This is a genomic window from Saccharopolyspora indica (assembly GCF_027853965.1).
Taxonomy (GTDB): Bacteria; Actinomycetota; Actinomycetes; order Mycobacteriales; family Pseudonocardiaceae; genus Saccharopolyspora; species Saccharopolyspora indica.
Genome location: NZ_JAQGLB010000007.1, coordinates 163,407 through 183,671 on the forward strand (window position 1 = coordinate 163,407; position 20,265 = coordinate 183,671).

Genomic DNA, 20,265 nt, shown 5'->3' on the forward strand with positions numbered 1-20,265 from the left:
CTATAACACCCCAAACCACTCACGGTCTTTCACCTGCGGAAACCGTGCGTTCATCGCGGGAGCAGCTGCTCAGACGCCGGGGTCGAAGCGGCCGTCGATCGCCGTCCAGCCGCCCTCCACCAGCTGCAGGCTGCCGGTCACGTAGGACGAGGCGTCCGAGGCCAGGTACACCACGGCACCCGCGATCTCCTCCGCCTTCGCCCACCGCTGCAACGCGGTCTTGCGCGCGTACGCGCCGTACCAGGCCTCGTCGGACTTGATCTGCTCGGTCAGCGGCGTCTCGAACGGGCCCGGCGCGATGGCGTTGACCCGCACGCCCCGCGGCCCCAGCTCCGCGGCCAGCGCGCGGGACAGCTGCACCACACCGGCCTTGGTCGCGGCGTAGATGCCCTGGCCCGGCTCGACCACCTCGGCCCGGAAGCTGGCGAAGGCGATGATGCTGCCGCGCCCGCGCTCGGCCATCCGCGCGCCGAACTCGCGCAGCAGCCGGTAGGTGCCCTTCAGGTTGACGTCGACGACGCGCTCGAACTCCTCGTCGGTGGTGTCCACCAGGCGCTTCCGGACGTTGATGCCGGGCGTCACGACCAGCACGTCCGCGTCGGCCTCGGTCTCCGCGAGCTCGCGGATCTGCGCGCTCTCGCGCACGTCCAGCTCACGCCGGATCGCCTCGTGGCCGAGCTGCCGGATCGACTCCGCGGTCCCTTCCGCACCCGCGGCGTCCACGTCCGCGACCACCACCCGCGCGCCGAACTCGGCCAGGGCGATCGCGCTGGCGCGCCCCAGCCCGCTACCGCCACCGACGACCACGGCCTTGCGCCCGTCGAGCTGGAAGAGATCGGCCGCCATGAACTACCTCCCGACCGTCCACAAGGGACGTGAGTGCAGATCCGATCGGCAGATCATTCCTCCTCGGACAGCACCAGGGCAAGGGTGAACCCGTCGTGCCCCTTCGCCCCGACGGTCTGGATCGCGGTCGCCATCGCGCGCGGTTCGGCGGCGAGCAGCTCGTGGAACCGGCGCACGCCCTGGATCTCCGCGTCGAGGTCGGCCTCGTCGACCACCGCACCCCGGCGCACCACGTTGTCCACGACCACCAGCCCGCCGGGCCGCGTGAGCTCGAGCGCCCACCGGAAGTACTCGGGGACGTTGGGCCGGTCGGCGTCGACGAAGACCAGGTCGAAGGTCTCCCCGGCCAGCTCCGGCAGCGTCTCCAGCGCCGCTCCGACGCGCACCTCCGCGAGCTCGTCGAGCCCGGCGCGGGCCAGGTTGGCGCGCGCGATCTCGGCGTGCGCCGGGTTGTGCTCCAGGGTGACCAACCTGCCGTCCGCCGGGAGCGCGCGGCCGAGCCAGATGGTGCTGTACCCGGCCAGCGTGCCGATCTCGAGGATGCGGCGGGCCCGCACCGTCCGGGCCAGGACCTGCAGGTACCTGCCCTGCAACGGCGAGACCGCGACGTGCGGGAGCCCGGCTTCGTCGGCGGCCCGCCGCGCGGCGATCAGCACCGGGTCCTCCGGCGCGTACCGCTCGACCAGGTATTCGTCGACAGCTGTCCACTGCTCTTGTGCCATACCGAGTTGCTTACTCCGCCCCTCAGCTCGCCGCGAGGGCATCGCTGCCGCGAAAAGTGTTGCGATAAGCACTCGGCGACACCCCGAGGGCCACCTGCAGGTGCTGGCGCAGCGACGCCGCCGTGCCGAACCCGGCGTCGGCCGCGACCCGCTCCACCGGCAGATCGGTCTCCTCCAGCAGCTGCCGCGCCCGCTCGATGCGCTGCTGGGTGAGCCACTGCAGCGGCGAGATCCCCACCTCGTCGCGGAACCGCCGGGTGAAGGTCCGCACGCTCATCGCCTCCTGCGCGGCCAGTTCGCGCAGCGACAGCGGCCGGTCCAGGTGCTCCAGCGCCCAGGCGCGGGCCCGCCGGGTGGACGAGATCTGCGGTTCCGGCACCGGGCGCAGGACGTACTGGGCCTGGCCGCCGTCGCGGTGCGGCGGCACGACGGTCATGCGCGCGACCTCGTTGGCGACCGCCGCGCCGTGGTCGCGCCGGATCATGTGCAGGCACAGGTCGATCCCGGAGGCCTCGCCCGCCGAGGTGAGCACGTCGCCGTCCTCGGTGTAGAGCACGTCGGGGTCGAGCTGCACCGCGGGGAAGAACGCGCGGAAGCGGTCGCTGGAGATCCAGTGCGTGGTCGCCCGGCGGCCGTCCAGCAGGCCCGCGGCGGCCAGCACGAAGGCCCCGGTGCAGATCGAGGCGATGCGCGTGCCCGGCCGGATCCGGTCGAGCGCGGCGGCCAGCTGCGGGCCGAGCCGCCCCTCGGTCTCGGTCTCGTCGTACTCGTGGGTGGCCAGGACGATCACCGTGTCGGCGCCGTCGAGCGCCTCCGGGCCGTGCTCGACGCGGATCGGGAAGTCCGCGTCGGTGCGCACTTCGCCCGGGGTGAGCGCGCAGGTCGTGACCTCGTACAGCGGCTCCCCGCCGGGAGTGCGCGCGCGGCCGAACAGCTGGTGCACCAACCCCAGCTCCATCGGCATGACTCCGTGCCGGACCAGTACCGCGATGCGATGCATGGCCTGATTCTTGCACATATTGGCCATCGGGCCACTCGTTCCGGGGTGCCGCACCGAGCAGGGTCGGAGGGCATGAGAACCGATGTGCACCGCGCCTGGTGGGTAGCCGCCGTCACCGCCCTGGTCGTCGTCGCCGCAGGTGCCTGCGCCACCACCGCGGGCCTGCTGGTGACCCCGATGCACCGCGAGTTCGGCTGGTCGCACGGCACCATCGGGATCGCGGTGTCGGCGAACATGGTGCTGTACGGGCTGACCGCGCCGTTCTCCGCCGCGCTGGTGGACCGCTTCGGCATCCGGCGCACGGCGGTGGGGGCGCTGTCGCTGATCGCCGCCGGAGCCGCGATCACCACGGCCGTTTCCGCGCCCTGGCAGCTGATCGCCGGCTGGGGCGTGCTGGTCGGGATCGGCTGCGGTGGGCTGGCGACGACGTTCGCCGCGACCGTCGCGCACCGCTGGTTCGCCGCCCGGCGCGGCCTGGTGACCGGTGCCCTGACCGCCGCCACCGTCGTCGGCCAGTTCGCGTTCCTGCCGGTGATGTCCTGGGTGATCGACCACTTCGCGTGGCGCTCGGCGACCGTCGCGCTCGCGCTGATCGCGCTGGCCGCGGCACCGCTGGCCTGGTCCGCCTTCCGCGACCACCCGGCCGACCTCGGCCTGCGCCCGTACGGCGCGACGGCATTCGAACCGAAGCCGCGACCCGAACCCGGCGCCGCCCGCCGAACGCTCCGCGTGCTGCTCGACTCCGCGCGGACCGGCCCGTTCTGGCTGCTGGCAGGCACTTTCGCGATCTGCGGCGCCTCCACCAACGGGATCATGTGGACCCACTTCGCCTCCGCCGCGCACGACCACGGCATGCCGACGACCATCGCCGCTTCGGTGCTGGCGGTCATCGGCGTGGTCAACGTGGCGGGCACGGTCGCCTCCGGCTGGCTCACCGACCGGTTCAGCCCCCGGCTGCTGCTGGCCGGCTGCTACGGCCTGCGCGGGACGTCCCTGCTGTTCCTGCCGTCGCTGCTGGCACCGACGGTGCAGCCCGGGATGATCGCGTTCGCGGTCCTGTTCGGCCTGCTCGACGTCGCCACGGTCCCGCCGACGATCGCCCTGTGCCGGGAGATCTTCGGCGCGGACGGCGCGATCGTCTTCGGCTGGGTGAGCACGGCCCACCAGCTGGGCGCCGGACTGGTGGCGCTCGGCGGCGGCGTGGCGCGCGACCTCATGGGCACCTACGACGCGGTGTGGATCAGCGCCGCGGCCCTGTGCGCGATGGGTGCCCTGCTGGCCGCGACGATCAGGCGGACCGCGGTTCGAACGGCGTAGAAAAGCGCCCGGCCGGAATCCCGGCCGGGCGCTCCTGGGAAGGGTCAGCCGCCGATCCGGGTCAGCTGCCACTCCTGGCCGATGCCGTCGCGGGCCCACTGGACGTCGACCCGCGGCGGGAAGATCAGCAGCGGCGAGACGTCCAGCCGGAACTGGCCGCTCGCGATGTGCACCCGGTCGCTCCGCGACGCGGTGCTGAGGTCCCACGTGTAGGGCTGGGGCGTGACGACCGCGAGCCGGTGCGGCCCCGCCTCCTCCTGGACGCCCAGGTACTGACCGGACTGCGCGCTCTGGATGGTGTAGCCGTCGCCCTTCGGCGCGATCACCCAGACCTGAGCGCCCTCGCCGCGGGGCAGCAGCACGACGGGCTCACCGGGCGCCGCGTCCCACGGCACGGTCAGCACCTCGCCGAAGGAGCTCGTGCCGAGCCCGATCTGGTAGGTGCCGGGCTGGACGTGCGCGCGCGACTGCGCAGCCGTGGCCGCGGGCGCGAAGGCGACCAGCGCCGCGATGGACATCAGCGCGAAAGCCCACGCCAGAGCACGTCGAAGAGTCATCGTTCGAGGTCCTTTCCCAGAAGCTGCCGCCCGGCCCCTCCCGGACGATCACGCCCTCTCCATCGGCCGCCCGACCTCCGCACCGATGTCCTCGACCGGCGGATTCCGCACCCCCGTCAGGTGACGCACCCCGCAGCAATCACCCGATCCGGTGGAGCCGTTGATCAACCACGGCCGACCCGCGCTCGACCGTCGGCGAGCTCGCCGAGCCCTACGAGATGAGCCTCCAGGCGATCTCCAAGCACGTGAAGGTGCTCGAGGACGCCGGTCTGGTGACCCGCAGCAGGGAAGCCCAGCGCCGACCGGTCCACCTGGACTCGGAGGTGTTCAGCCTGCTGTCGAAGTGGATCGAGCGCTACCGGCGGGGAGCCGAGGAGCGCCACCAGCGCCTCGACGCCCTGCTCGACCGGATGAACGAAGAGCAGCAGCCGAGCCGGACGGAGGACGCATCATGACCAACGCGACCAGGATCGCGGCGGACGAGAAGGCGCCGACGATCGAGATCACCCGGGAATTCGACGCGGCGCCCGAGCGGGTGTTCCGCGCCCACGTCGACCCCGAGCTCTACGCGCAGTGGGTCGGGCCGCGGTCGGTGACCACGAGGATCACCAGGTGGGACGCCCGGACCGGCGGTGCCTGGGCGTTCGCCAACGACCGCGACGGCGAGGAGATCGCCACCTTCTACGGCAGCTTCCACGAGGTGCGACCGCACGAGCGGCTCGTGCTGACCTTCACCTTCGAGGGCGCGCCCGACGGGGTCGCGCTGGAGACGCTGACCTTCGAGGAGCTCCCCGGCGGACGCACCCGGCTGCGGACGCTGAGCGTGGTGGAGGACTTCGAGACCCGCGACGGAATCCTGGCCAGCGGCATGGAAACCGGCGTCGACGAGGGCTACGAGACGCTCGACGAGCTGCTCGCGAAGGAGGCCTGAACCCGCAGGCGCCGCCGAACCGGTCGAATCCGCCGCGGCCGACGACCGATCCCCACGTTTGACATATACCTCTCAGGGGTATATACACACTTCCGGAACAGATACCCCCCAGGGGTATCGATCGGGAGGAGAGGGACATGGGGCTGTTCGCGATACGCGACTACCGGAGGCTCTTCAGCGCTCAGGTCATCGCGCTGTTCGGCACCGGGCTGGCCACGGTCGCGCTGGGCCTGCTCGCGTACGACCTCGCCGGACCGCGCGCCGGCGGGGTGCTCGCCACCGCGCTGACGATCAAGATGGTGGCGTACGTGGTCGTCGCACCGCTGGCGGCCGCGTACGTCGACCGGCTGCCCCGGCGCTGGTTCCTCACCGCGCTCGACGTGGTGCGCGCGCTGGTGGTGCTCGCGCTGCCGTTCGTCACCGAGGTCTGGCAGGTCTACGTCCTGATCGGCGTCCTGCAGACCGCGTCGGCGGCGTTCACCCCGACGTTCCAGGCGGTGATCCCGGACATCGTGACCAGGGAGGCCGACTACACCCGCGCGCTGTCCGCATCGCAGGTGGCCTCCACGATGGAAAGCCTGCTGAGCCCGGTGCTCGCGGCGGTGGCGCTCACCTTCATGACGTTCAACCTGCTGTTCCTCGGTACCTCGGTCGGATTCGCGGTGTCCGCGCTGCTGGTCCTGTCCACCCGCATCCCCGACGCGCGCCCCAGCGCACGCACGAACGCCTGGGACCGGGCGATGTCGGGCATCCGCACCTTCGCGGCCACCCCGAGCCTGCGCGGGGTCATGGCGCTGAACCTCGTGGTCGCCGCCGCCGGTTCCATCGTGGTCGTCAACACCGTGAACTACGTCCGCGACGTCCTCGGCGGAACCCAGTCCGACGTGGCCTGGATGCTGGCCGCATCCGGAACGGGCACGCTGCTGGTGGCCCTCGTCCTCCCCCGCGTCCTGGACCGGGTGGCGGACCGGCTGGTGATGCTGACCGGAGCCGCGGTGCTGCTGCTCGCGGTCGGCGCGGCGGTCGCGATGTCCGCGGCGAGCATCGCGGCATCGCTGCCGACCGGTGTGGTCTGGGTGGCGATCGGCGGCGGCATGGCGCTGATCATCACGCCGACCGGCCGGGTGCTCCGCCGAGCGGTCGACCCGAGCGGGATCCCCGAGGTCTTCGCCGCCCAGTTCTCGCTGTCCCACCTGGCCTGGCTGGTCACCTACCCCATCGCGGGCTGGGTCGCGACCCGCGCGGGCTTCACCACCACCTGGACGGTGCTGGCGGCCCTGGCGGCGATCGGAGCCCTCACCGCGATGGCCGTCTGGCCGCGCACCGAGCGGGTGCCCGCGGAGCAGCCCGGAACGGCGGCGATCCCCGCCGAGGACGGCGAACTCGCCACGGCGGCGGCCGGGGAAGCCGAGGAAGGCACCCTCATCGCGGGCCAGTGCTCGTGCGTCCGGACCGTGTGAGAACACGCGCCTCCCGCCCGCCGCTCGACCGGCGGGCGGGAGGCATTCGTTTCCGCCGGGAGCGGAACCGCGGCCCGCGGGCGCGGCGCCGGTGCCAGGATGGCGGGCATGGCGGACATCCTTCCCTTCCACCAGAAGCGCACCCCCGCGCCGGATCGCGAGCCGGACCCGCTGTGGCGCGAGGTGCTGGGCCGGAATCTGCGCGCCACCAGGGAGGAGCGAGGTGACCGTCTCGTCGACATAGCGGAGCGGGCCGGGATCTCGCCGCAGTACCTCTCCGAGATCGAACGCGGCCGCAAGGAACCCTCCAGCGAGATGATCGCCGCCGTCACGGGCGCGCTGGACGTCGACCTGGCGGAGCTCCTCATCGGCATCGCGAGCGACGTCCGGCGGATCCGCGGCACGAGCCCCGTGCGCCGCCCCGCGGGACCCGTGCTCATGGCGGCCTGAGTCAGGGCCGCTGGTCGAGGACCCGGTCCGCGAGCCCGTACTCGACGGCGCCCGCCGCGTCGAACACCCGATCCCGGTCGGTGTCGTGCCGCAGGTCCGCGACGGCGCGGCCGGTGTGCGCGGAGAGGATCTCCTCCAGCTGGGTGCGCACCCGCACCACCTCGTCGGCCTGGATGATGAGGTCCGGGATGGTGCCGCGGCCCTGCGCCGCGGGCTGGTGCAGCACCACCCTGGTGTGGGGCAGCACGGACCGGCGACCGGGCTCACCCGCGGCCAGCAGCACCGCCCCGGCCGCGACCGCCTGACCCACGCACGTCGTCGCCACCGGTGCCTTGATGTAGGTCATCGTGTCGTACAGCGCGAGCATCGCGGACGGGTCACCGCCCTCGGAGTTGATGTAGAAGTTGATCTCGCGATCCGGGTTGTCCGCCTCCAGGTGCAGCAACTGGGCGATCAGCGCGTTCGCCACCCCGGAGTCGATCGCGGTGCCGAGGTAGACGATCCGCTCCGACAGCAGGTGCGAGTAGACGTCCATGATCCGCTCGACGCCCGCGGTGCGCGTGATGACGTTCGGGATGGTGTAGGTGCTCATTCGCGGCCTCCCGTCGCCGAGGCGAGGCCCATCCGGTGCGTGCGCACGGGCAGGACCTGGCCGAGATCGTCGACGACGTGGTCGATGAACCCGTACTCGCGCGCTTGCTCGGTGGTGAACCAGCGGTCGTGCAGCGAGTCGGTGAAGATCCGCTCGACCGGCTGACCGGTGTCCTCCGCGATGATCCCGAGCACCGTGTCCCGGGTGTGCCGCAGGTCGTCGGCCTGCACCTCCACCTCGACCGCCGAGCCGCCGATCCCGGACGAGCCCTGGTGCATCAGGATGCGGGCGTGCGGGAGGGCGAAGCGCTTGCCCGGAGTGCCCGCGGACAGCAGGAACTGCCCAGCACTGCACGCCAGCCCCAGCGCGAGCGTCGCCACGTCGCACGGCACGAGCCGCATCACGTCGCGGATGGCCAGCATCGCGGGCACCGACCCGCCCGGCGAGTGGATCCACAGCGCGATGTCCCTGCCGGGATCCTCGCTCGCGAGGGACAGCAGCTGGGTGGTGAGCACCGTCCCGTTGTCGTCGTCGAGCACGCCGTCGAGGACCAGCACCCGCTGGCCGAAGAACCGCTCCCGAAGCCGATGGTCGAACATCGGCAGCTTCTCGTTGTCGCTCATGCCCCCGACGATGCCGCGATCCCGGCGCGCTCGGCCGCTCCTGCTGCTGTGAGCAGATCCGCCCACAGCAGCCCGGCAACGGCGCTGCACAACCGGGAATTCGTGTTGGAAGGCAGCTCGTCGACCTCGCCTGCCGGTTCCTCACGAGCCGCCTAGAACGTCAGATCTGCGCTGCGCCGCGTTTGCAACCTTCTGCGGCGATGCCCTCGGCAACGCCGTAGTACCTCAGCAATCCCACACACCGCTGCTGGTTCCCATTCGCAGCTTCAGTACACGCATTCGTTACGAGGCCTTCATCAACGCCGTTTTCCAGCAAGTACCTGTAGCACGCTGCCCCGTCCGCCGCCGCAGGCGATGCTGCAACCACCGGAACGGCGATGCTCGCTGCGCTCAGCATCACCGCTCCCATCGTCCGTCCAAACCGGGACATTCCGAACTCCTCCCCGTCGTGGCGTCGCGTGATCACGACCCGCACAAAGTGGAAGTCGAGCCGCTGCTGCCCGCTTGTCGAGCACGCACCTTTCGCTCGGAGGAGCCGAACCACCCCACATTGGAGGTAAAAGATCCGGGCCAGGCCAACAGGCAAGGTCAGTGCGCAGTTCGAGCGGCTCGTCGCCCGGCTGGAGCTGCTGCCGATCCGGTTCCACGATCTCCGGCACCTGGCCGCAACGCTCATGCTGGGCGGCGGCGCAGACATGAAGGTCGTCCAGGCACTGCTGGGACACTCGTCACTGTTAGTAACCGGAGACATCTACACCTCGGTCCTGCCGGACGTCGAGACCGCAGCCGCTGAAGCCGCCGCCACCCTCGTGCCCCGCGCTCCCCGAGATACCGCCGTGCACACCTCGTGCACACCTACGGGCTAGAAGTGAGCTGAATCACTCGACGGAAGGCAGGTGGGCGATCATGAAAAGCAAGGAACCCCCTGCTGGAGGGGGTTCCTGCTGTCTCGACCAGACGTGCGCCCGAAGGGATTCGAACCCCTAACCTTCTGATCCGTAGTCAGATGCTCTATCCGTTGAGCTACGGGCGCTTGTTCATTTGTGGGCTCCCACCTTACGGTAGGAACCGCTGCGGAGGCTCCGGGATTTGAACCCGGGAGGGGGCGTAACCCCCAACCGCATTAGCAGTGCGGCGCCATAGACCAGACTAGGCGAAGCCTCCCGGCGTCCTTCGTGGCCACCGGAGAAAAGACTACAGGGCCCTTCCAAGCCCTTTTCAAGGGGGTCCACTTAAGCCTGGATCAACCCGCTGAGCTGCGGAAACACATCCGGATCAGCGCAGGTGGAGGTCGAGCCAGTTCTTGGCGCGGCGCCAGGCCTCCGCCGCCGCGTCCGGATCCCGGTCGAAGCGGTGCCCCGCACCCGGGTAGCGGACCACGTCGGTCACCGCCGATGCCGCGTCAGCGGCCTCGCGGAGCTTGTCGACCTCGTCGGCCCCGACGCCCTCGTCGTCGCCGTACAGCCCGAGCCACGGGCAGGACAGCTCGTCGGCGATCTCCACCAGCGGCGGCAGCCCGTCCGACAGCGGGTCGAGGATGCCCCGGCCGCCGACGCTGACCGCCGCGCCGAGCGTGCGGCTCGCGGCCACCACCAGTGCTGCCGCGCCGCCGATGTCGAACCCGATGATGCCCTGCCGGTCGGCGGGCACGCCCTGGTCGGACAGCCACACGAAGGACGCGTCGGTATCGGCCAGGATCGAGTCGCCGGAGAGCCGCCGCACCTGGTCGGGCTCGTCGTCGCGGTGGTACAGGTGCGGTGCGACGGTGAGCCAGCCCTCCTCCGCCAAGGCGCTGCTCAGCTTGCGCACCCGGTCGGTGACGCCGCGGGTCTCGTGCAGGAAGACGAGCCCGCCGCGCACCACGTTGTCCGGTTCGGCGACCGTGAGGCGGAGTTCGCTGCCGTCGGTGAGCGCGAGCGTCTCGGTCCGGGTTTCGGTCATGCCGTGCAGGGAATCACGCCCAGGTGAACACGAGTCAACATCGTCATCCGGTCGGACCAGCGGCTGCTCCGCAAGATCACCGGAATGCGGCAACGGCTTGCACTGACCGGAGCCGGGCCGCGACGTCGAATGCGGGCTGCTTCGCGGGGCCCCGGCGGGTTAACGTCACCGTGACCGACCTCTGAAGGAGTCGCAGAGATGAGCGTGCGCACCCGTGCCGACCTCGACCAGCTGCCCGCCTACGTGGCAGGCCGCACCGTGCCCGGTTCGATCAAGCTGGCCAGCAACGAGGTCTCCGAAGGCCCGCTGCCCAGCGCGGTGGCGGCCATCAACCAGGCGGCCACCGAGGTGCACCGGTACCCGGACATGGGCGTCGGCCGGCTGACCGACGCGCTGGCCGCGCACTACCGGGTCGAGCCGGAGCGGATCGCCGTCGGCTGCGGTTCGGTGGCGCTGTGCGAGCAGCTGGTGCAGGCCACCTGCACCGCCGAGGACGAGGTCGTCTTCCCGTGGCGGTCGTTCGAGGCGTACCCGATCATCACGCAGGTCGTCGGCGCCAAGCAGGTCCGGGTGCCGCTGACCGGCGAGCACGCGCTGGACCTGGAGGCCATGCTCGCCGCGATCACCCCGGCCACCCGGCTGATGTTCGTGTGCACCCCGAACAACCCGACCGGCACGCTGCTGCGCAAGGCCGAGCTCGACGCGTTCCTGGACCGGGTGCCGCAGGACGTGCTGGTGGTCCTGGACGAGGCCTACTTCGAGTTCGTCAGCGACCCGGACGCGCCGGACGGCGTGGAGATCACCCGCGAGCGCAGCAACGTGGCCTCGATGCGCACGTTCTCGAAGGCCTACGGCCTGGCCGGCCTGCGCGTCGGCTACGCGATCGCGCCGCCGGAGGTCGCCGCCGCGCTGCGCAAGGTGATCATCCCGTTCAGCGTCAACGCGCTCGCCCAGGTCGCCGCGATCGCCTCCCTGGAGGCCCAGGACGAGCTGCGGAAGCGCTGCGCCAACGTGATCGCGGAGCGCGAGCGGGTGCACCGCGAGCTCGTGGCCCTCGGCTACGAGGTCCCGGAGACCCAGGCGAACTTCGTCTGGCTCCCGCTGGGCGACCGGACGGCGGACTTCAACGAGCACTGCCTGCAGAACCGCGTGGTGGTCCGGGCCTTCGCCGGCGAGGGGGCCCGCGTGACGATCGGCCAACCGGAGGAGAACGACGCCTTCCTCGCAGCCGCGAAGTCGTTCGTCTGAGCGCGGGAGGGAATATCCCGACGCAACATCAACAATTCTGACGTATTTCGCCACCAGGAGTCGGCTTCGCCGCTTATCGGACGAAACGTTCGGCAAGCGGCGAAGCCGCGCTCGGCCGCATGGGCGATTTCGCGCGAAATCGACATTCCGCGCTCAGGCGGGGTGACGATTTCGCGCGAAATCGCCCCGCCAACCGCAACACCGCTGGTAGCCGGGCATGCAGGTCCAGGGCTGGAAGCGCGCGCATGAGATCCCGCACCGTCGCGCGAATCAGCGGATTGAGCCGCAAAAAACGGTGGTGCCCAGCGAAGAGAGGGGGAGTACTTCGCCGGGCACCACCGCAGGGGGTGTGGCCGTCCGAGCCAGGACGACCACGTGGAGCGCGTAGTGATCTACGCAGCTCCGGAATGTAGTTGTGTTCTGCAATGCCCGCCAGCTTGAAAAGCGTCTTCTACCCGTTCAGGTGGCGGTATTAACGCGATCAGCCAGTGACCGCGTGGTGCCCGCGCACCAGAGCCGGAGCGGGGGCGGTGGGCAGCTCCTGGTTCGAGGGGTCCGAGACCTCGGCGGGCGGGGTCACGGCCTGCACCGGCGGCGGGGTGTCCTCCAGCGGCGGAGTCTTGCCGTCCACCGGCGGCATCGCGCCTTCGACCGGCGGGTGCACCGCCTGCACCGGCGGGACGTAGTCGCCGTCCGAGTGGTCGACGATCGGCGCGTTGACGCACTGGTTGCCCTGCGGCGACAGGATCGACACGACGGCACCGATCACCGTGATGTTGTTGCCGCACAGCTGGATCGGCGCAACGCTCAGGTTGTTGTCGTTGCCGGCGTTGATGCCGTCGTTGTCCGCGCTGTCGGCGAAGGCCGGGACGCCTCCGGCGAGCAGACCGGCGCCCGCGACGAATGCGCCTGCGAGGCAAGCAGTTTTACGCATAGATCCCTCCCAATTCGTTGTACTTCGGGGGTATTCCATCCGCGGACTACCGCAGGTGGACCAGGGTGCCCAGCGGCAGCGTGGTGAGCAGCTGGAGCGCGTCGTCGGGCACCCGGACGCATCCGTCGCTGCTGGCCTGGCCGAACACCGATGGTTCTGGCCAGCCGTGCAGCGCGACGGTGCCGGGTCCGCCGCCGTAGGTGCTGAAGGTGTTGGAGTGCGTGCCCAACGGCAGGATGATCGGGCTGAACTTGGTCACCGTCTCCTCGATCGCGGCCATGACGTAGGTCCGGCCGCGCGGGGTCGGTGAAGCCGGTGCGCCGACGCCGACCACCCACTCACCGATCGGCGCGCCGTCCTTGCGCACCACCATGCGCCGCGCGTCGATGTCGACGTCGACCACGTAGGGCGTGCGGGCGCGTTCGACCGGTCCGTCGGTGCGGACCCATCCGGTGCTGCCGTTCGGGCGGGACGGGAGCAGCACCTGCGCCCACGCCCCGCGCTCGGCGATGATCGGGACCCAGGTCGGGTTCTCCAGCTGCGTCGCCGGGAGCTTCGCGAACACCGGCCCGTCGGGGGCGTGGTGCACCGCGATGTCCTGCTTGACGCGCAGCACCACGCCGTCGGTTTCCCCTTCCGGCGCCGTGTCCTTCGGCGCGGTGGGGAACTCGGTGAAGGTGCTGGCCGGCGCCTGCATGCCGAGATCGGCCCTGGCCATGATCTGCTCGGGCTGAACCGCCGGAGCCGTGCCGCAACCGGTGAGCGCGACGCACAGCGCACCGAGCGCAGCACCCAGCCGGATCCTGCGCCTGGCGGCGGTCGTCCGTGAACTCATGATCGGCTCCTGGCCCGTCGGGGATGTGCTCGACAGCGTCCGGCGCAGGCCGGGAAGCGCCGCTGCGATCGGCCTTTGACCTGGGAGATCAAGTGCCGGGACGGACGCTAACCCGAGCCCTTCCGCCGTTGGCGCGGGCCGATGGGAGCGCGATCCAGCTGATCAACCGCCTGAACAGGACAAACGGGCCAGCTTGATCGATTGAATTAAATCGTTACTAAAAAGCCATCGCTCGATAGTGTGCGTTTTTTAGCTCTACCGAGCGACAAATGGCCGGATTGCTCAAGCCCGAGAGGACTCGAACAACCCGGCCAGGAGCGCTGGGAAGGTCACTTCCAGCTGGCGAGCACGCCCAGCTCCTTCTCCTGCGAGTCGGTCGGCGCGTACTCGACGGTGAACCCGGTCGCGTCCGCCGGAACGTCGTAGACGATCTTGCCGGAGACCGGCTCACCCTCGGTCAGCAGGTGCAGGAACATGTTGTCCAGCGACACGGTGGCCGCCTCGTACCGGTTGCCCTGCGAGTCGACCAGCGTGAACTCGTCATCGCTGATGTTGTCGACGGTACCCGCGAGCAGTTCCGCCTGAGCGTCGACGGCGACGTACTTGCCGCGCTCCGGCTCGAAGAGCGAGTCCGTCGGGGTGAAGTCGGCGGGCGCGCCGACGGACACCTTCAGCTTGGCGCCAAGGTCCTTGCTGACCTGGGCGAACTCACCGAAGGCCACAGGGCCGCTGGTCGTTTCCTCGGATGCCTGGCCGGTCTCCGAGGAGCCGGTCTCCGAGCTGCCGGACTCGGGATTGCTCGGCGGCGTCGGCATGCCGGGGACGCAGCCCGCCAGCCCGATCAGTAACGCAGCCGTGGCCAGGGGTGCAATCAGCCTCTTCAAGGTTCCTCGCACGAGAGATGTTCGGTTAGGGGGGATAGGAACAGGACTTTTGCACGTCGGAACGGCGTAAATCACCGGAATGGACTAATGTTCTTCAGGAAAGTTGAGCTGTTCTCCGGATGAGGAGCGGCCGAGTGCTCGCTCCCCGTCGGCGTACGGGCGAACGTCCCAGGACTTCCCGCAGCGGGGTGGCCGGTCGGCGCGCGGGGAGGGACGACGCGCCGACCGGCCGTCCGGCTCGACGCCGCAGGTCGGGGGAAGCGGCGGCGAACCGGGATTCAGGTGGTCAGAGGTTGCGGAGGCCGTCCAGCACGCGCTGCTGCAGCGCCAGCGGCGGGCCGGATTCGTCCGATGTGGACTCCGGTTCGCGAAGGCGGTGCCGTCCGCCCCGTTCCCGCTGCTTCCGCTCGGCCTCGACGTGCGCGATGAGCTGCCACACGGTCAGCGCACCTTCGCCGCCACCGGCGTGCTGCGCGCGGTGCGGGCGCCAGGTCAGGACGAGGTAGCAGGCGAGGATCGCCGAGATGTAGCCGATCTGCGGCATCAGTTCCAGCACGTCGAGTCCTCCTGGATTTCAGCAGTCGGCGATCCGCCGCGCGGCGGCGTGGCAATCGGTGCAGGTCCCCCAGAGCCAGGCGAGCTCGGAGTTGTCGGCGACGAGCTCCTGCCCGCACAGCACCCGAACCCCGGTCCCGCTCGGATACGCCAAAGCCCCATCAGGTCGCGCATCGGTACTCGCATGCCGCGCCCCACCAGCAGGAACCCAATGAAACGGATACACGGTCACCACCCAGTCAACAGTCGATCGGCCCCCACGTCCAAACTCGGACAAGGAAATTATCGGGAGCAATCCCTCCCTTTTAAATCCTTCGATCCGGTGTCGTTCCGCCACGATCGGGTCGCGCTACGCTCCTGCCATGCCGACCATCCCCACGCGGCGGAAGAAGCGGCTCGGCCAACATCTCGCGCGGCTTCGCGGGGAGGCCGACAAGACGCTCGCCGAAGCAAGTTCCCTGCTACGCGTCGGTGATTCGACGGTCAGCCGATACGAGACCGGGCACAACAGGCCTGGCTGGGCGACGTTGCAAGCGCTGCTCGCGCTGTACAACGCGAGCGAGAACGAGCGCACCGAAGCCGCCGCGTTGTGGGAAGACGCAGGCGAACGGGCTACGCGGATCATCACGCCGAACGGTTCGCCCAAGGCGTTCCGCGAATTCCTGCGCGCCGAAGCGGAAGCCGATTCCCTGCGCGTCCTCAGCCCACACGTCATGCCTGGCCTACTGCAAACCCAGGCGTATGCCCGGGCGATCAATGCGAGCGGCAGGCAGTTCCACACCGCAAGCGCCGAGCGCTACGTGAACGCCCGCATCAGCCGCCAGGCACGGCTGACCGCTCCGGCCCCGTTGCGGCTGCACGTCTTGATCGATGAGTCGGTGCTGCATCGACTCATCGGCGGACCTGACGTCATGGCCGAACAGTTGACGCACCTGATCGTCAGCAGCGAGCGCGACAACGTGACGATCCAGGTCATCCCGTTCAGCATCGGCCCCTACGGCACCATGACCGGCGGCTTCACGATCGTCGACTACAGCACTCCGGACGACCCTTCAGCCGTCTACCTGGAGTACATCGCGGGCGGATCATGGGTGGAGAATGCAGACGATGTGCGGCAGTTCCACGACATGTTCGACGAGATCGCCGCGTCAGCGCTGTCATCCGCGGAATCGTCGGAACTGATCCGTTCTAGGTCGAAGGAGTTGGCATGAACGACTTGAACTGGCGCAAGAGCAGCCGAAGCGGCAGCGGAGCCAGCGAGTGCGTCGAACTCGCCATCGGCGAGTCCACCACCTACATCCGCGACACCAAGGACCGCGACGGCGGCACCTTACGCGTGAACCACCCGTCCTGGACCGCGTTCCTCACCCGGATCAAATCCGGGCACCTCGACCGCTGAGCCACCCCGGGCGGGACCCGGTGAAGGGCACCTTTTAGCAACTTACTTGCCTAAAGGTGCCCTTCACCGGTCCCCTGAACGTGTCGGGGTGAAGGGCACCTTTCACCAAGTATGTTGGCGAAAGGTGCCCTTCACCTCGAAGGAGTCGGTCAGCGGGTGCGGGTGAGGTGGATGGGGAGGCCGTCGGTGGGCATGGGGCCCGTGCCGTAGCGCATCGGGGGTTCGTAGGCGGGGTTGACCTTCCAGCGGTGGCTGAGGAGGAGCTGGTGGAGGATCGCCTTCACCTCCATCATGCCGAAGTGCAGGCCGATGCACTTGTGCGCGCCGCCGCCGAACGGGGCCCACGCGTAGCGGTGGGTCTTGTCCTCACGGCGGTGCTCGGCGAAGCGCTCCGGGTCGAACGCGTCCGGGTTCGACCACCACTCCGACATCCGCTGCGTCGCGTAGACCTGGCCCGCGACCTTGGTCCCGGCCGGGATGTACTGGCCGAGGATCTCGGTGTCCTTGACCGTTTCGCGGAACAGGCCACCGACCGGGGCGTTGAGCCGCATGGCCTCCTTCACCACCATGTCCAGCGCGGGCAGCCGGTCCAGGTCGCCGTACTCGACGGCCGGTTTGCCCAGCGCCACCGACTCCTCGCGGACGCGGTCCTGCCACTCCGGGTGCTTGCCGAGGTAGTGGGCCGTCATGGCGAGCGTGATCGTGCTGGTGTCGTGCGCCGCCATCAGCGCGAAGATCATGTGGTTGACGATGTCCTCGTCCGAGTAGCTGTCGCCGTCATCGGACTGCGCACGGCAGAGCACGCTGAACAGGTCCTGGCCGGAGCCCGCTCGCTTGGCCGGGATCCGCTCCCGGAAGTAGTTCTCCAGGAACCGGCGTGCGCGCAGCCCGCGCGCCCAGGTGCCACCGGGCACGTCGGCGCGCACGAGCGCGTGGCCGCCGTGCACCGCTGCCACGAACGCCCGGCTGAGCTGGTCGGCTTCCGCACCGGGCCGTTCGCCGACGAAGACCTCGGTGGCCAGGTCGAGGGTGAGCCGCTTCGCCGCGGTGTACACCGGGAACCGGTCGATCGGCCGCCACTGCGCCAGGGCCCGCTCGATGGCCGGCGTCATCACGTCGAGGTAGCCGACGAGCCGGTCGCGGGTGAAGGCCTGCTGCATGATCCGCCGGTGGTGCAGGTGCTCGTCGAAGTCGAGCAGCAGGATGCCGCGGCGGAAGAACGGGCCGATCAGGTAGTCGTAGAAGCCCTCGTTGCCGAAGGCCTTGTCGCGGTTGGTGGCCAGCGCTTCCAGCGCGTCCGGGCCGATCACGGTGACCGTCTTCGCCCCGAGCGTCACGCCCCACGACACCGGCCCGAACTCCGCGTACCGGCGGCGCGAGGCCTCCAGCAGGTCGGTCAGCACGGTGACCGTGTGCCCGACCACCGGCAGCCCCGGGTTGCCGAACACCGGTTTCAGCCCGGATCCGGGCGGCGGCATGGCCAGCGGGCGAACCGGAGTCATCTGCTCGGCCCGGTAGATCGTGGATTGCAGCTGCCTGACGAGCGTCCGAGTCGTCACCGGCGTCCTCCCTGCGGAGCGGGGTCGCAAATCCCCCTACACGGAAGCACGGTACCGGCCTGAACTCATCCGCCGTCAGCGCGAACCTGTTCCGCCGAACGCCTGGACTTCCGGGCGTCAGTCGAGAGCCCGGCGGAGGAAGAACTTGATGCCCAGGGCTCCGAACAGCAGGCAGGAGATCAGCAGGGCCAGCACGCAGATCCACGGCGGCATGTGCGGGACGTCCGGGAGGAGCGCGCCGCGCATGCCCTCGCTGACGTAGGTCAGCGGGTTGATCGCGCAGAGCACCTGGAACCAGCGCAGGTGTTCCAGCTGCGCCCACGGGAACTGGGTCGCTCCGGTGAACATCAGCGGGGCGAGGATCATCGAGAACATGATGTTGATCCGCCGCGGCGGCACCGCGGCGCCCACCGTCATGCCGACCGCCGCACCGGCGAACGAGCCCAGCAGCATGCAGAGCAGCGCGAAGGCCAGACCGCTGTAGTTCCAGCTGATCTCGCCCAGCATCACCATGCCGATCGGCACCATCAGCACCGCGGCGAACAGCCCGCGCAGCGCGCCGAAGAGCATCTTCTCCACCGCCACCCAGCTGATCGGCAGCGGTGCCAGCAGCCGGTCCTCGATCTCCCGCGAGTAGGAGAAGTCCAGCGCCAGCGGGAAGGAGGTGTTCTGCAGCGCCACCAGGAAGGCGTTCAGCGCGATCATGCCCGGCAGCAGGATCTGCGCGTAGCCGGGCTGGGCGTAGCCGAGCTCGCTGAGCACCTTGCCGAAGATGAACAGCAGCGCCACCGGCTGGACCAGCACCTGCGCCAGGAAGCTCGGCAGCTCCCGGCCCGTCACGAACACGTCGCGGCCCAGCACCGCGGTGAAGGCGCGCACCGAGCTCATCGCAGTTCCCTCCCGGTGAGATCGATGAAGACGTCCTCCAGCGTGGCCGAGCCCAACGCCAGGTCGCTGACCGCAACCCGCTGCTCGTGCAGGGTCTGCGCGACCGGGCCGAGCAGCGCGGCCGGCTCGCTGCCGACGTAGAGCCGCAACCGCAGCTCCGCCTCGCCGTCCGCCGCGGTGCCGTCGCCGATCCGCTCCACCCGCTGCACTCCGTCCACATCGGACAGCAGTTTCGAGATGCGCTCCGGATCGTGGCCGTTCGGCCGCAGCATCGCGTCCACCGTGCCGCTGCCCGGCAGCGACTTGATCAGCGCCTCCGGGGTGTCCAGGGTGAGCAGCTTGCCGTGGTCGACCACGCCGACGCGGTCGGACAGCTTCTCCGCCTCGTCCATGTCGTGGGTGGTGAGCACGACGGTCACGCCCTCGGAGCGCAGGTCGTTGATCCGGTCGTGCACGAACAGCCGGGCCTGCGGGTCCAGGCCGGTCGACGGCTCGTCCAGGAACAGCACCTCGGGCTTGTGGATCAGGGCGCGGGCGATCATCAGCCGCTGCGCCTGCCCGCCGGAGAGGTCGTCGACCCGCGCCTTCGCCTTGTCCGCCAGTCCCATCCGGTCCAGCAGCTCGTCGGCGAGGCGGTGCCGCTCGGCGCGCGGCACCCCGTGGTAGGCGGCGTGCCAGATCAGGTTCTGCCGGGAGTTCAGCGAGCGGTCCAGGTTGACCCGCTGCGGCACCACGGCCACCTTGCTGCGCGCGGCCACCGGGTCGGCGGCCACGTCCACTCCGGCGACGCGGGCGGTGCCGCTGGTCGGCAGCACCCGGGTGGTGAGGATGCCGACCGTGGTGGTCTTGCCCGCGCCGTTCGGCCCGAGCAGCCCGAAGACCTCCCCCGCGCCCACCTGGAAGCTGAGCCCGTCGACCGCGTTGTTCCCGGCCTTCGGGTACCGCTTGACCAGGTCGGTCACTTCAACCGCAGTGGTCACATCCGCTTCCTTCCTCGCCGAGCCCGCTGAGGACCGCGATCAGGTACTGCCGGACGATCGCCGCCTCGGCCTCCGGGACGTCCGGTTCGATCCGCTGGAACTCCGCGCGCACCGCCTGCCACGCCGAGTGCAGCTCGGCGCGCCCCCGGGTGGTGATGCGCAGCCGCACCGCCCGCCGGTCGTTGCGATCCCGGTGGCGGGTGAGCAGCCCGCCTTCCGCCAGGGCGTCGACGACGGGGGTCAGCGTCGCCGGACGCACCCAGCAGCGCCGGGCGACTTCACGGTGGGTCTGGTCGTTCTGGTGGTCGAGCACGTTGAGCACGAGCAGGGCCGTCCGGCTCAGCTCGGTGGTGCGCGCCACGGTCCGCTCCCAGTGCTGGGACAGCCGCCGACCGGTCAAGCCCACCAGTCGGGTCAGCGGCATCCGCTGCGGGTCCTGCTCCGCGAAGCCGGGCACGCTCCGATGGTATCGGCGCCGAATGGTCAGGTGGCAAATCATTTTTCGGAGCGTCGGTCCCGGCAGGTAGCCTGATCAAGTGACGGA

Annotated in this window: 24 protein-coding genes, 2 tRNA genes and 1 pseudogene; 9 read left to right on the forward strand and 18 right to left on the reverse strand. The window is 70.0% G+C overall.

Annotation, left to right across the window (positions count from 1 at the left end):
• Nucleotides 1-69: 69 nt before the first annotated feature.
• The 3 genes from OU416_RS17820 to OU416_RS17830 are packed head-to-tail and all read right to left on the reverse strand — an operon-like array spanning nt 70 to nt 2,595.
• Nucleotides 70-846, reverse strand: a complete 777-nt coding sequence (locus OU416_RS17820) for an SDR family NAD(P)-dependent oxidoreductase (protein ID WP_270928109.1) — start codon at nt 844-846, stop codon at nt 70-72.
• Nucleotides 847-899: 53 nt separating this feature from the next.
• Nucleotides 900-1,568, reverse strand: coding sequence for an O-methyltransferase (locus OU416_RS17825; RefSeq protein WP_270928110.1), 669 nt, complete (start codon nt 1,566-1,568; stop codon nt 900-902).
• A gap of 22 nt (nt 1,569-1,590) precedes the next feature.
• Complete coding sequence (locus tag OU416_RS17830; RefSeq protein ID WP_270928111.1) at nt 1,591-2,595, reverse strand: GlxA family transcriptional regulator; 1,005 nt, start codon at nt 2,593-2,595, stop codon at nt 1,591-1,593.
• Nucleotides 2,596-2,640: 45 nt separating this feature from the next.
• Between OU416_RS17830 and OU416_RS17835 the strand changes: the two genes are divergently transcribed.
• Nucleotides 2,641-3,885, forward strand: a complete 1,245-nt coding sequence (locus OU416_RS17835) for an MFS transporter (protein ID WP_270928112.1) — start codon at nt 2,641-2,643, stop codon at nt 3,883-3,885.
• A 44-nt stretch (nt 3,886-3,929) separates the two neighbouring features.
• Here OU416_RS17835 and OU416_RS17840 read toward each other — a convergent pair whose 3' ends face one another.
• Complete coding sequence (locus OU416_RS17840; RefSeq protein WP_270928113.1) at nt 3,930-4,442, reverse strand: hypothetical protein; 513 nt, start codon at nt 4,440-4,442, stop codon at nt 3,930-3,932.
• Nucleotides 4,443-4,627: 185 nt separating this feature from the next.
• On the opposite strand from OU416_RS17840, the pseudogene OU416_RS17845 reads away from it, so the two are divergent.
• From OU416_RS17845 to OU416_RS17860, 4 genes and pseudogenes are all read left to right on the forward strand, one after another.
• Nucleotides 4,628-4,897: pseudogene (locus OU416_RS17845) on the forward strand (ArsR/SmtB family transcription factor); the annotation flags it as partial.
• A complete protein-coding gene (locus OU416_RS17850) occupies nt 4,894-5,373 on the forward strand; it encodes an SRPBCC family protein (protein WP_270928114.1) in 480 nt (159 codons plus the stop codon). The pseudogene OU416_RS17845 and the gene OU416_RS17850, both read left to right, overlap by 4 nt.
• A 137-nt stretch (nt 5,374-5,510) precedes the next feature.
• Nucleotides 5,511-6,833, forward strand: a complete 1,323-nt coding sequence (locus OU416_RS17855; protein WP_270928115.1) for an MFS transporter — start codon at nt 5,511-5,513, stop codon at nt 6,831-6,833.
• Between the two features lie 108 nt (nt 6,834-6,941).
• Nucleotides 6,942-7,283, forward strand: a complete 342-nt coding sequence (locus tag OU416_RS17860) for a helix-turn-helix domain-containing protein (RefSeq protein WP_270928116.1) — start codon at nt 6,942-6,944, stop codon at nt 7,281-7,283.
• 1 nt (nt 7,284) lies between these two features.
• Here OU416_RS17860 and OU416_RS17865 read toward each other — a convergent pair whose 3' ends face one another.
• Together OU416_RS17865 and OU416_RS17870 are read right to left on the reverse strand one after the other, a co-directional pair.
• On the reverse strand, nt 7,285-7,875 hold the full coding sequence (locus OU416_RS17865) for a ClpP family protease (RefSeq protein ID WP_270928117.1): 591 nt from the start codon (nt 7,873-7,875) through the stop codon (nt 7,285-7,287).
• The gene (locus OU416_RS17870; protein ID WP_270928118.1) at nt 7,872-8,498 is read right to left on the reverse strand and encodes a ClpP family protease; all 627 of its coding nucleotides are present in this window, start codon (nt 8,496-8,498) and stop codon (nt 7,872-7,874) included. Before OU416_RS17870 ends, OU416_RS17865 begins: the two co-directional genes overlap by 4 nt.
• A 563-nt stretch (nt 8,499-9,061) precedes the next feature.
• Between OU416_RS17870 and OU416_RS17875 the strand changes: the two genes are divergently transcribed.
• Entirely contained in the window at nt 9,062-9,364 is a 303-nt protein-coding gene (locus OU416_RS17875; RefSeq protein ID WP_270928251.1) for a tyrosine-type recombinase/integrase, read from the forward strand.
• A gap of 94 nt (nt 9,365-9,458) precedes the next feature.
• Here OU416_RS17875 and OU416_RS17880 read toward each other — a convergent pair.
• From OU416_RS17880 to OU416_RS17890, 3 genes are all read right to left on the reverse strand, one after another.
• A tRNA-Arg gene (locus tag OU416_RS17880) sits at nt 9,459-9,531 on the reverse strand.
• A 41-nt stretch (nt 9,532-9,572) separates the two neighbouring features.
• Nucleotides 9,573-9,662: transfer RNA gene (locus tag OU416_RS17885), tRNA-Ser, on the reverse strand.
• A 111-nt stretch (nt 9,663-9,773) separates the two neighbouring features.
• Nucleotides 9,774-10,439 (reverse strand): dienelactone hydrolase family protein, encoded by a 666-nt coding sequence (locus tag OU416_RS17890; RefSeq protein WP_270928119.1) that lies wholly within the window; start codon nt 10,437-10,439, stop codon nt 9,774-9,776.
• Nucleotides 10,440-10,637: 198 nt separating this feature from the next.
• Here OU416_RS17890 and hisC point away from each other — a divergent pair, with 198 nt between their 5' ends.
• Complete coding sequence (gene hisC, locus OU416_RS17895) at nt 10,638-11,687, forward strand: histidinol-phosphate transaminase (protein ID WP_270928120.1); 1,050 nt, start codon at nt 10,638-10,640, stop codon at nt 11,685-11,687.
• Between the two features lie 481 nt (nt 11,688-12,168).
• Here hisC and OU416_RS17900 read toward each other — a convergent pair whose 3' ends face one another.
• The 5 genes from OU416_RS17900 to OU416_RS17920 form a co-directional block, all read right to left on the reverse strand.
• Nucleotides 12,169-12,621, reverse strand: coding sequence for a hypothetical protein (locus tag OU416_RS17900; protein ID WP_270928121.1), 453 nt, complete (start codon nt 12,619-12,621; stop codon nt 12,169-12,171).
• A gap of 46 nt (nt 12,622-12,667) precedes the next feature.
• On the reverse strand, nt 12,668-13,456 hold the full coding sequence (locus tag OU416_RS17905) for a L,D-transpeptidase family protein (protein ID WP_270928122.1): 789 nt from the start codon (nt 13,454-13,456) through the stop codon (nt 12,668-12,670).
• A 329-nt stretch (nt 13,457-13,785) separates the two neighbouring features.
• The gene (locus OU416_RS17910; protein ID WP_270928123.1) at nt 13,786-14,340 is read right to left on the reverse strand and encodes a DUF4352 domain-containing protein; all 555 of its coding nucleotides are present in this window, start codon (nt 14,338-14,340) and stop codon (nt 13,786-13,788) included.
• Between the two features lie 286 nt (nt 14,341-14,626).
• Nucleotides 14,627-14,896, reverse strand: a complete 270-nt coding sequence (locus OU416_RS17915) for a hypothetical protein (RefSeq protein ID WP_270928124.1) — start codon at nt 14,894-14,896, stop codon at nt 14,627-14,629.
• A gap of 18 nt (nt 14,897-14,914) precedes the next feature.
• Nucleotides 14,915-15,232, reverse strand: a complete 318-nt coding sequence (locus OU416_RS17920) for a zinc finger protein (RefSeq protein ID WP_333779643.1) — start codon at nt 15,230-15,232, stop codon at nt 14,915-14,917.
• Nucleotides 15,233-15,257: 25 nt separating this feature from the next.
• Between OU416_RS17920 and OU416_RS17925 the strand changes: the two genes are divergently transcribed.
• Nucleotides 15,258-16,106: a helix-turn-helix domain-containing protein gene (locus OU416_RS17925; protein WP_270928125.1), complete on the forward strand. Its 849-nt coding sequence runs from the start codon at nt 15,258-15,260 to the stop codon at nt 16,104-16,106.
• A complete protein-coding gene (locus OU416_RS17930) occupies nt 16,103-16,294 on the forward strand; it encodes a DUF397 domain-containing protein (RefSeq protein WP_270928126.1) in 192 nt (63 codons plus the stop codon). Before OU416_RS17925 ends, OU416_RS17930 begins: the two co-directional genes overlap by 4 nt.
• Before the next feature lie 149 nt (nt 16,295-16,443).
• Here OU416_RS17930 and OU416_RS17935 read toward each other — a convergent pair whose 3' ends face one another.
• The 4 genes from OU416_RS17935 to OU416_RS17950 form a co-directional block, all read right to left on the reverse strand.
• Nucleotides 16,444-17,853, reverse strand: coding sequence for a cytochrome P450 (locus tag OU416_RS17935; RefSeq protein WP_270928127.1), 1,410 nt, complete (start codon nt 17,851-17,853; stop codon nt 16,444-16,446).
• A 117-nt stretch (nt 17,854-17,970) separates the two neighbouring features.
• Nucleotides 17,971-18,741, reverse strand: coding sequence for an ABC transporter permease (locus OU416_RS17940; RefSeq protein WP_270928128.1), 771 nt, complete (start codon nt 18,739-18,741; stop codon nt 17,971-17,973).
• A complete protein-coding gene (locus OU416_RS17945) occupies nt 18,738-19,721 on the reverse strand; it encodes an ABC transporter ATP-binding protein (RefSeq protein WP_270928129.1) in 984 nt (327 codons plus the stop codon). The genes OU416_RS17940 and OU416_RS17945 overlap by 4 nt, the downstream gene beginning before the upstream one ends.
• Nucleotides 19,705-20,178, reverse strand: coding sequence for a MarR family winged helix-turn-helix transcriptional regulator (locus OU416_RS17950; protein WP_270928130.1), 474 nt, complete (start codon nt 20,176-20,178; stop codon nt 19,705-19,707). The genes OU416_RS17945 and OU416_RS17950 overlap by 17 nt, the downstream gene beginning before the upstream one ends.
• Nucleotides 20,179-20,265 lie beyond the last annotated feature (87 nt).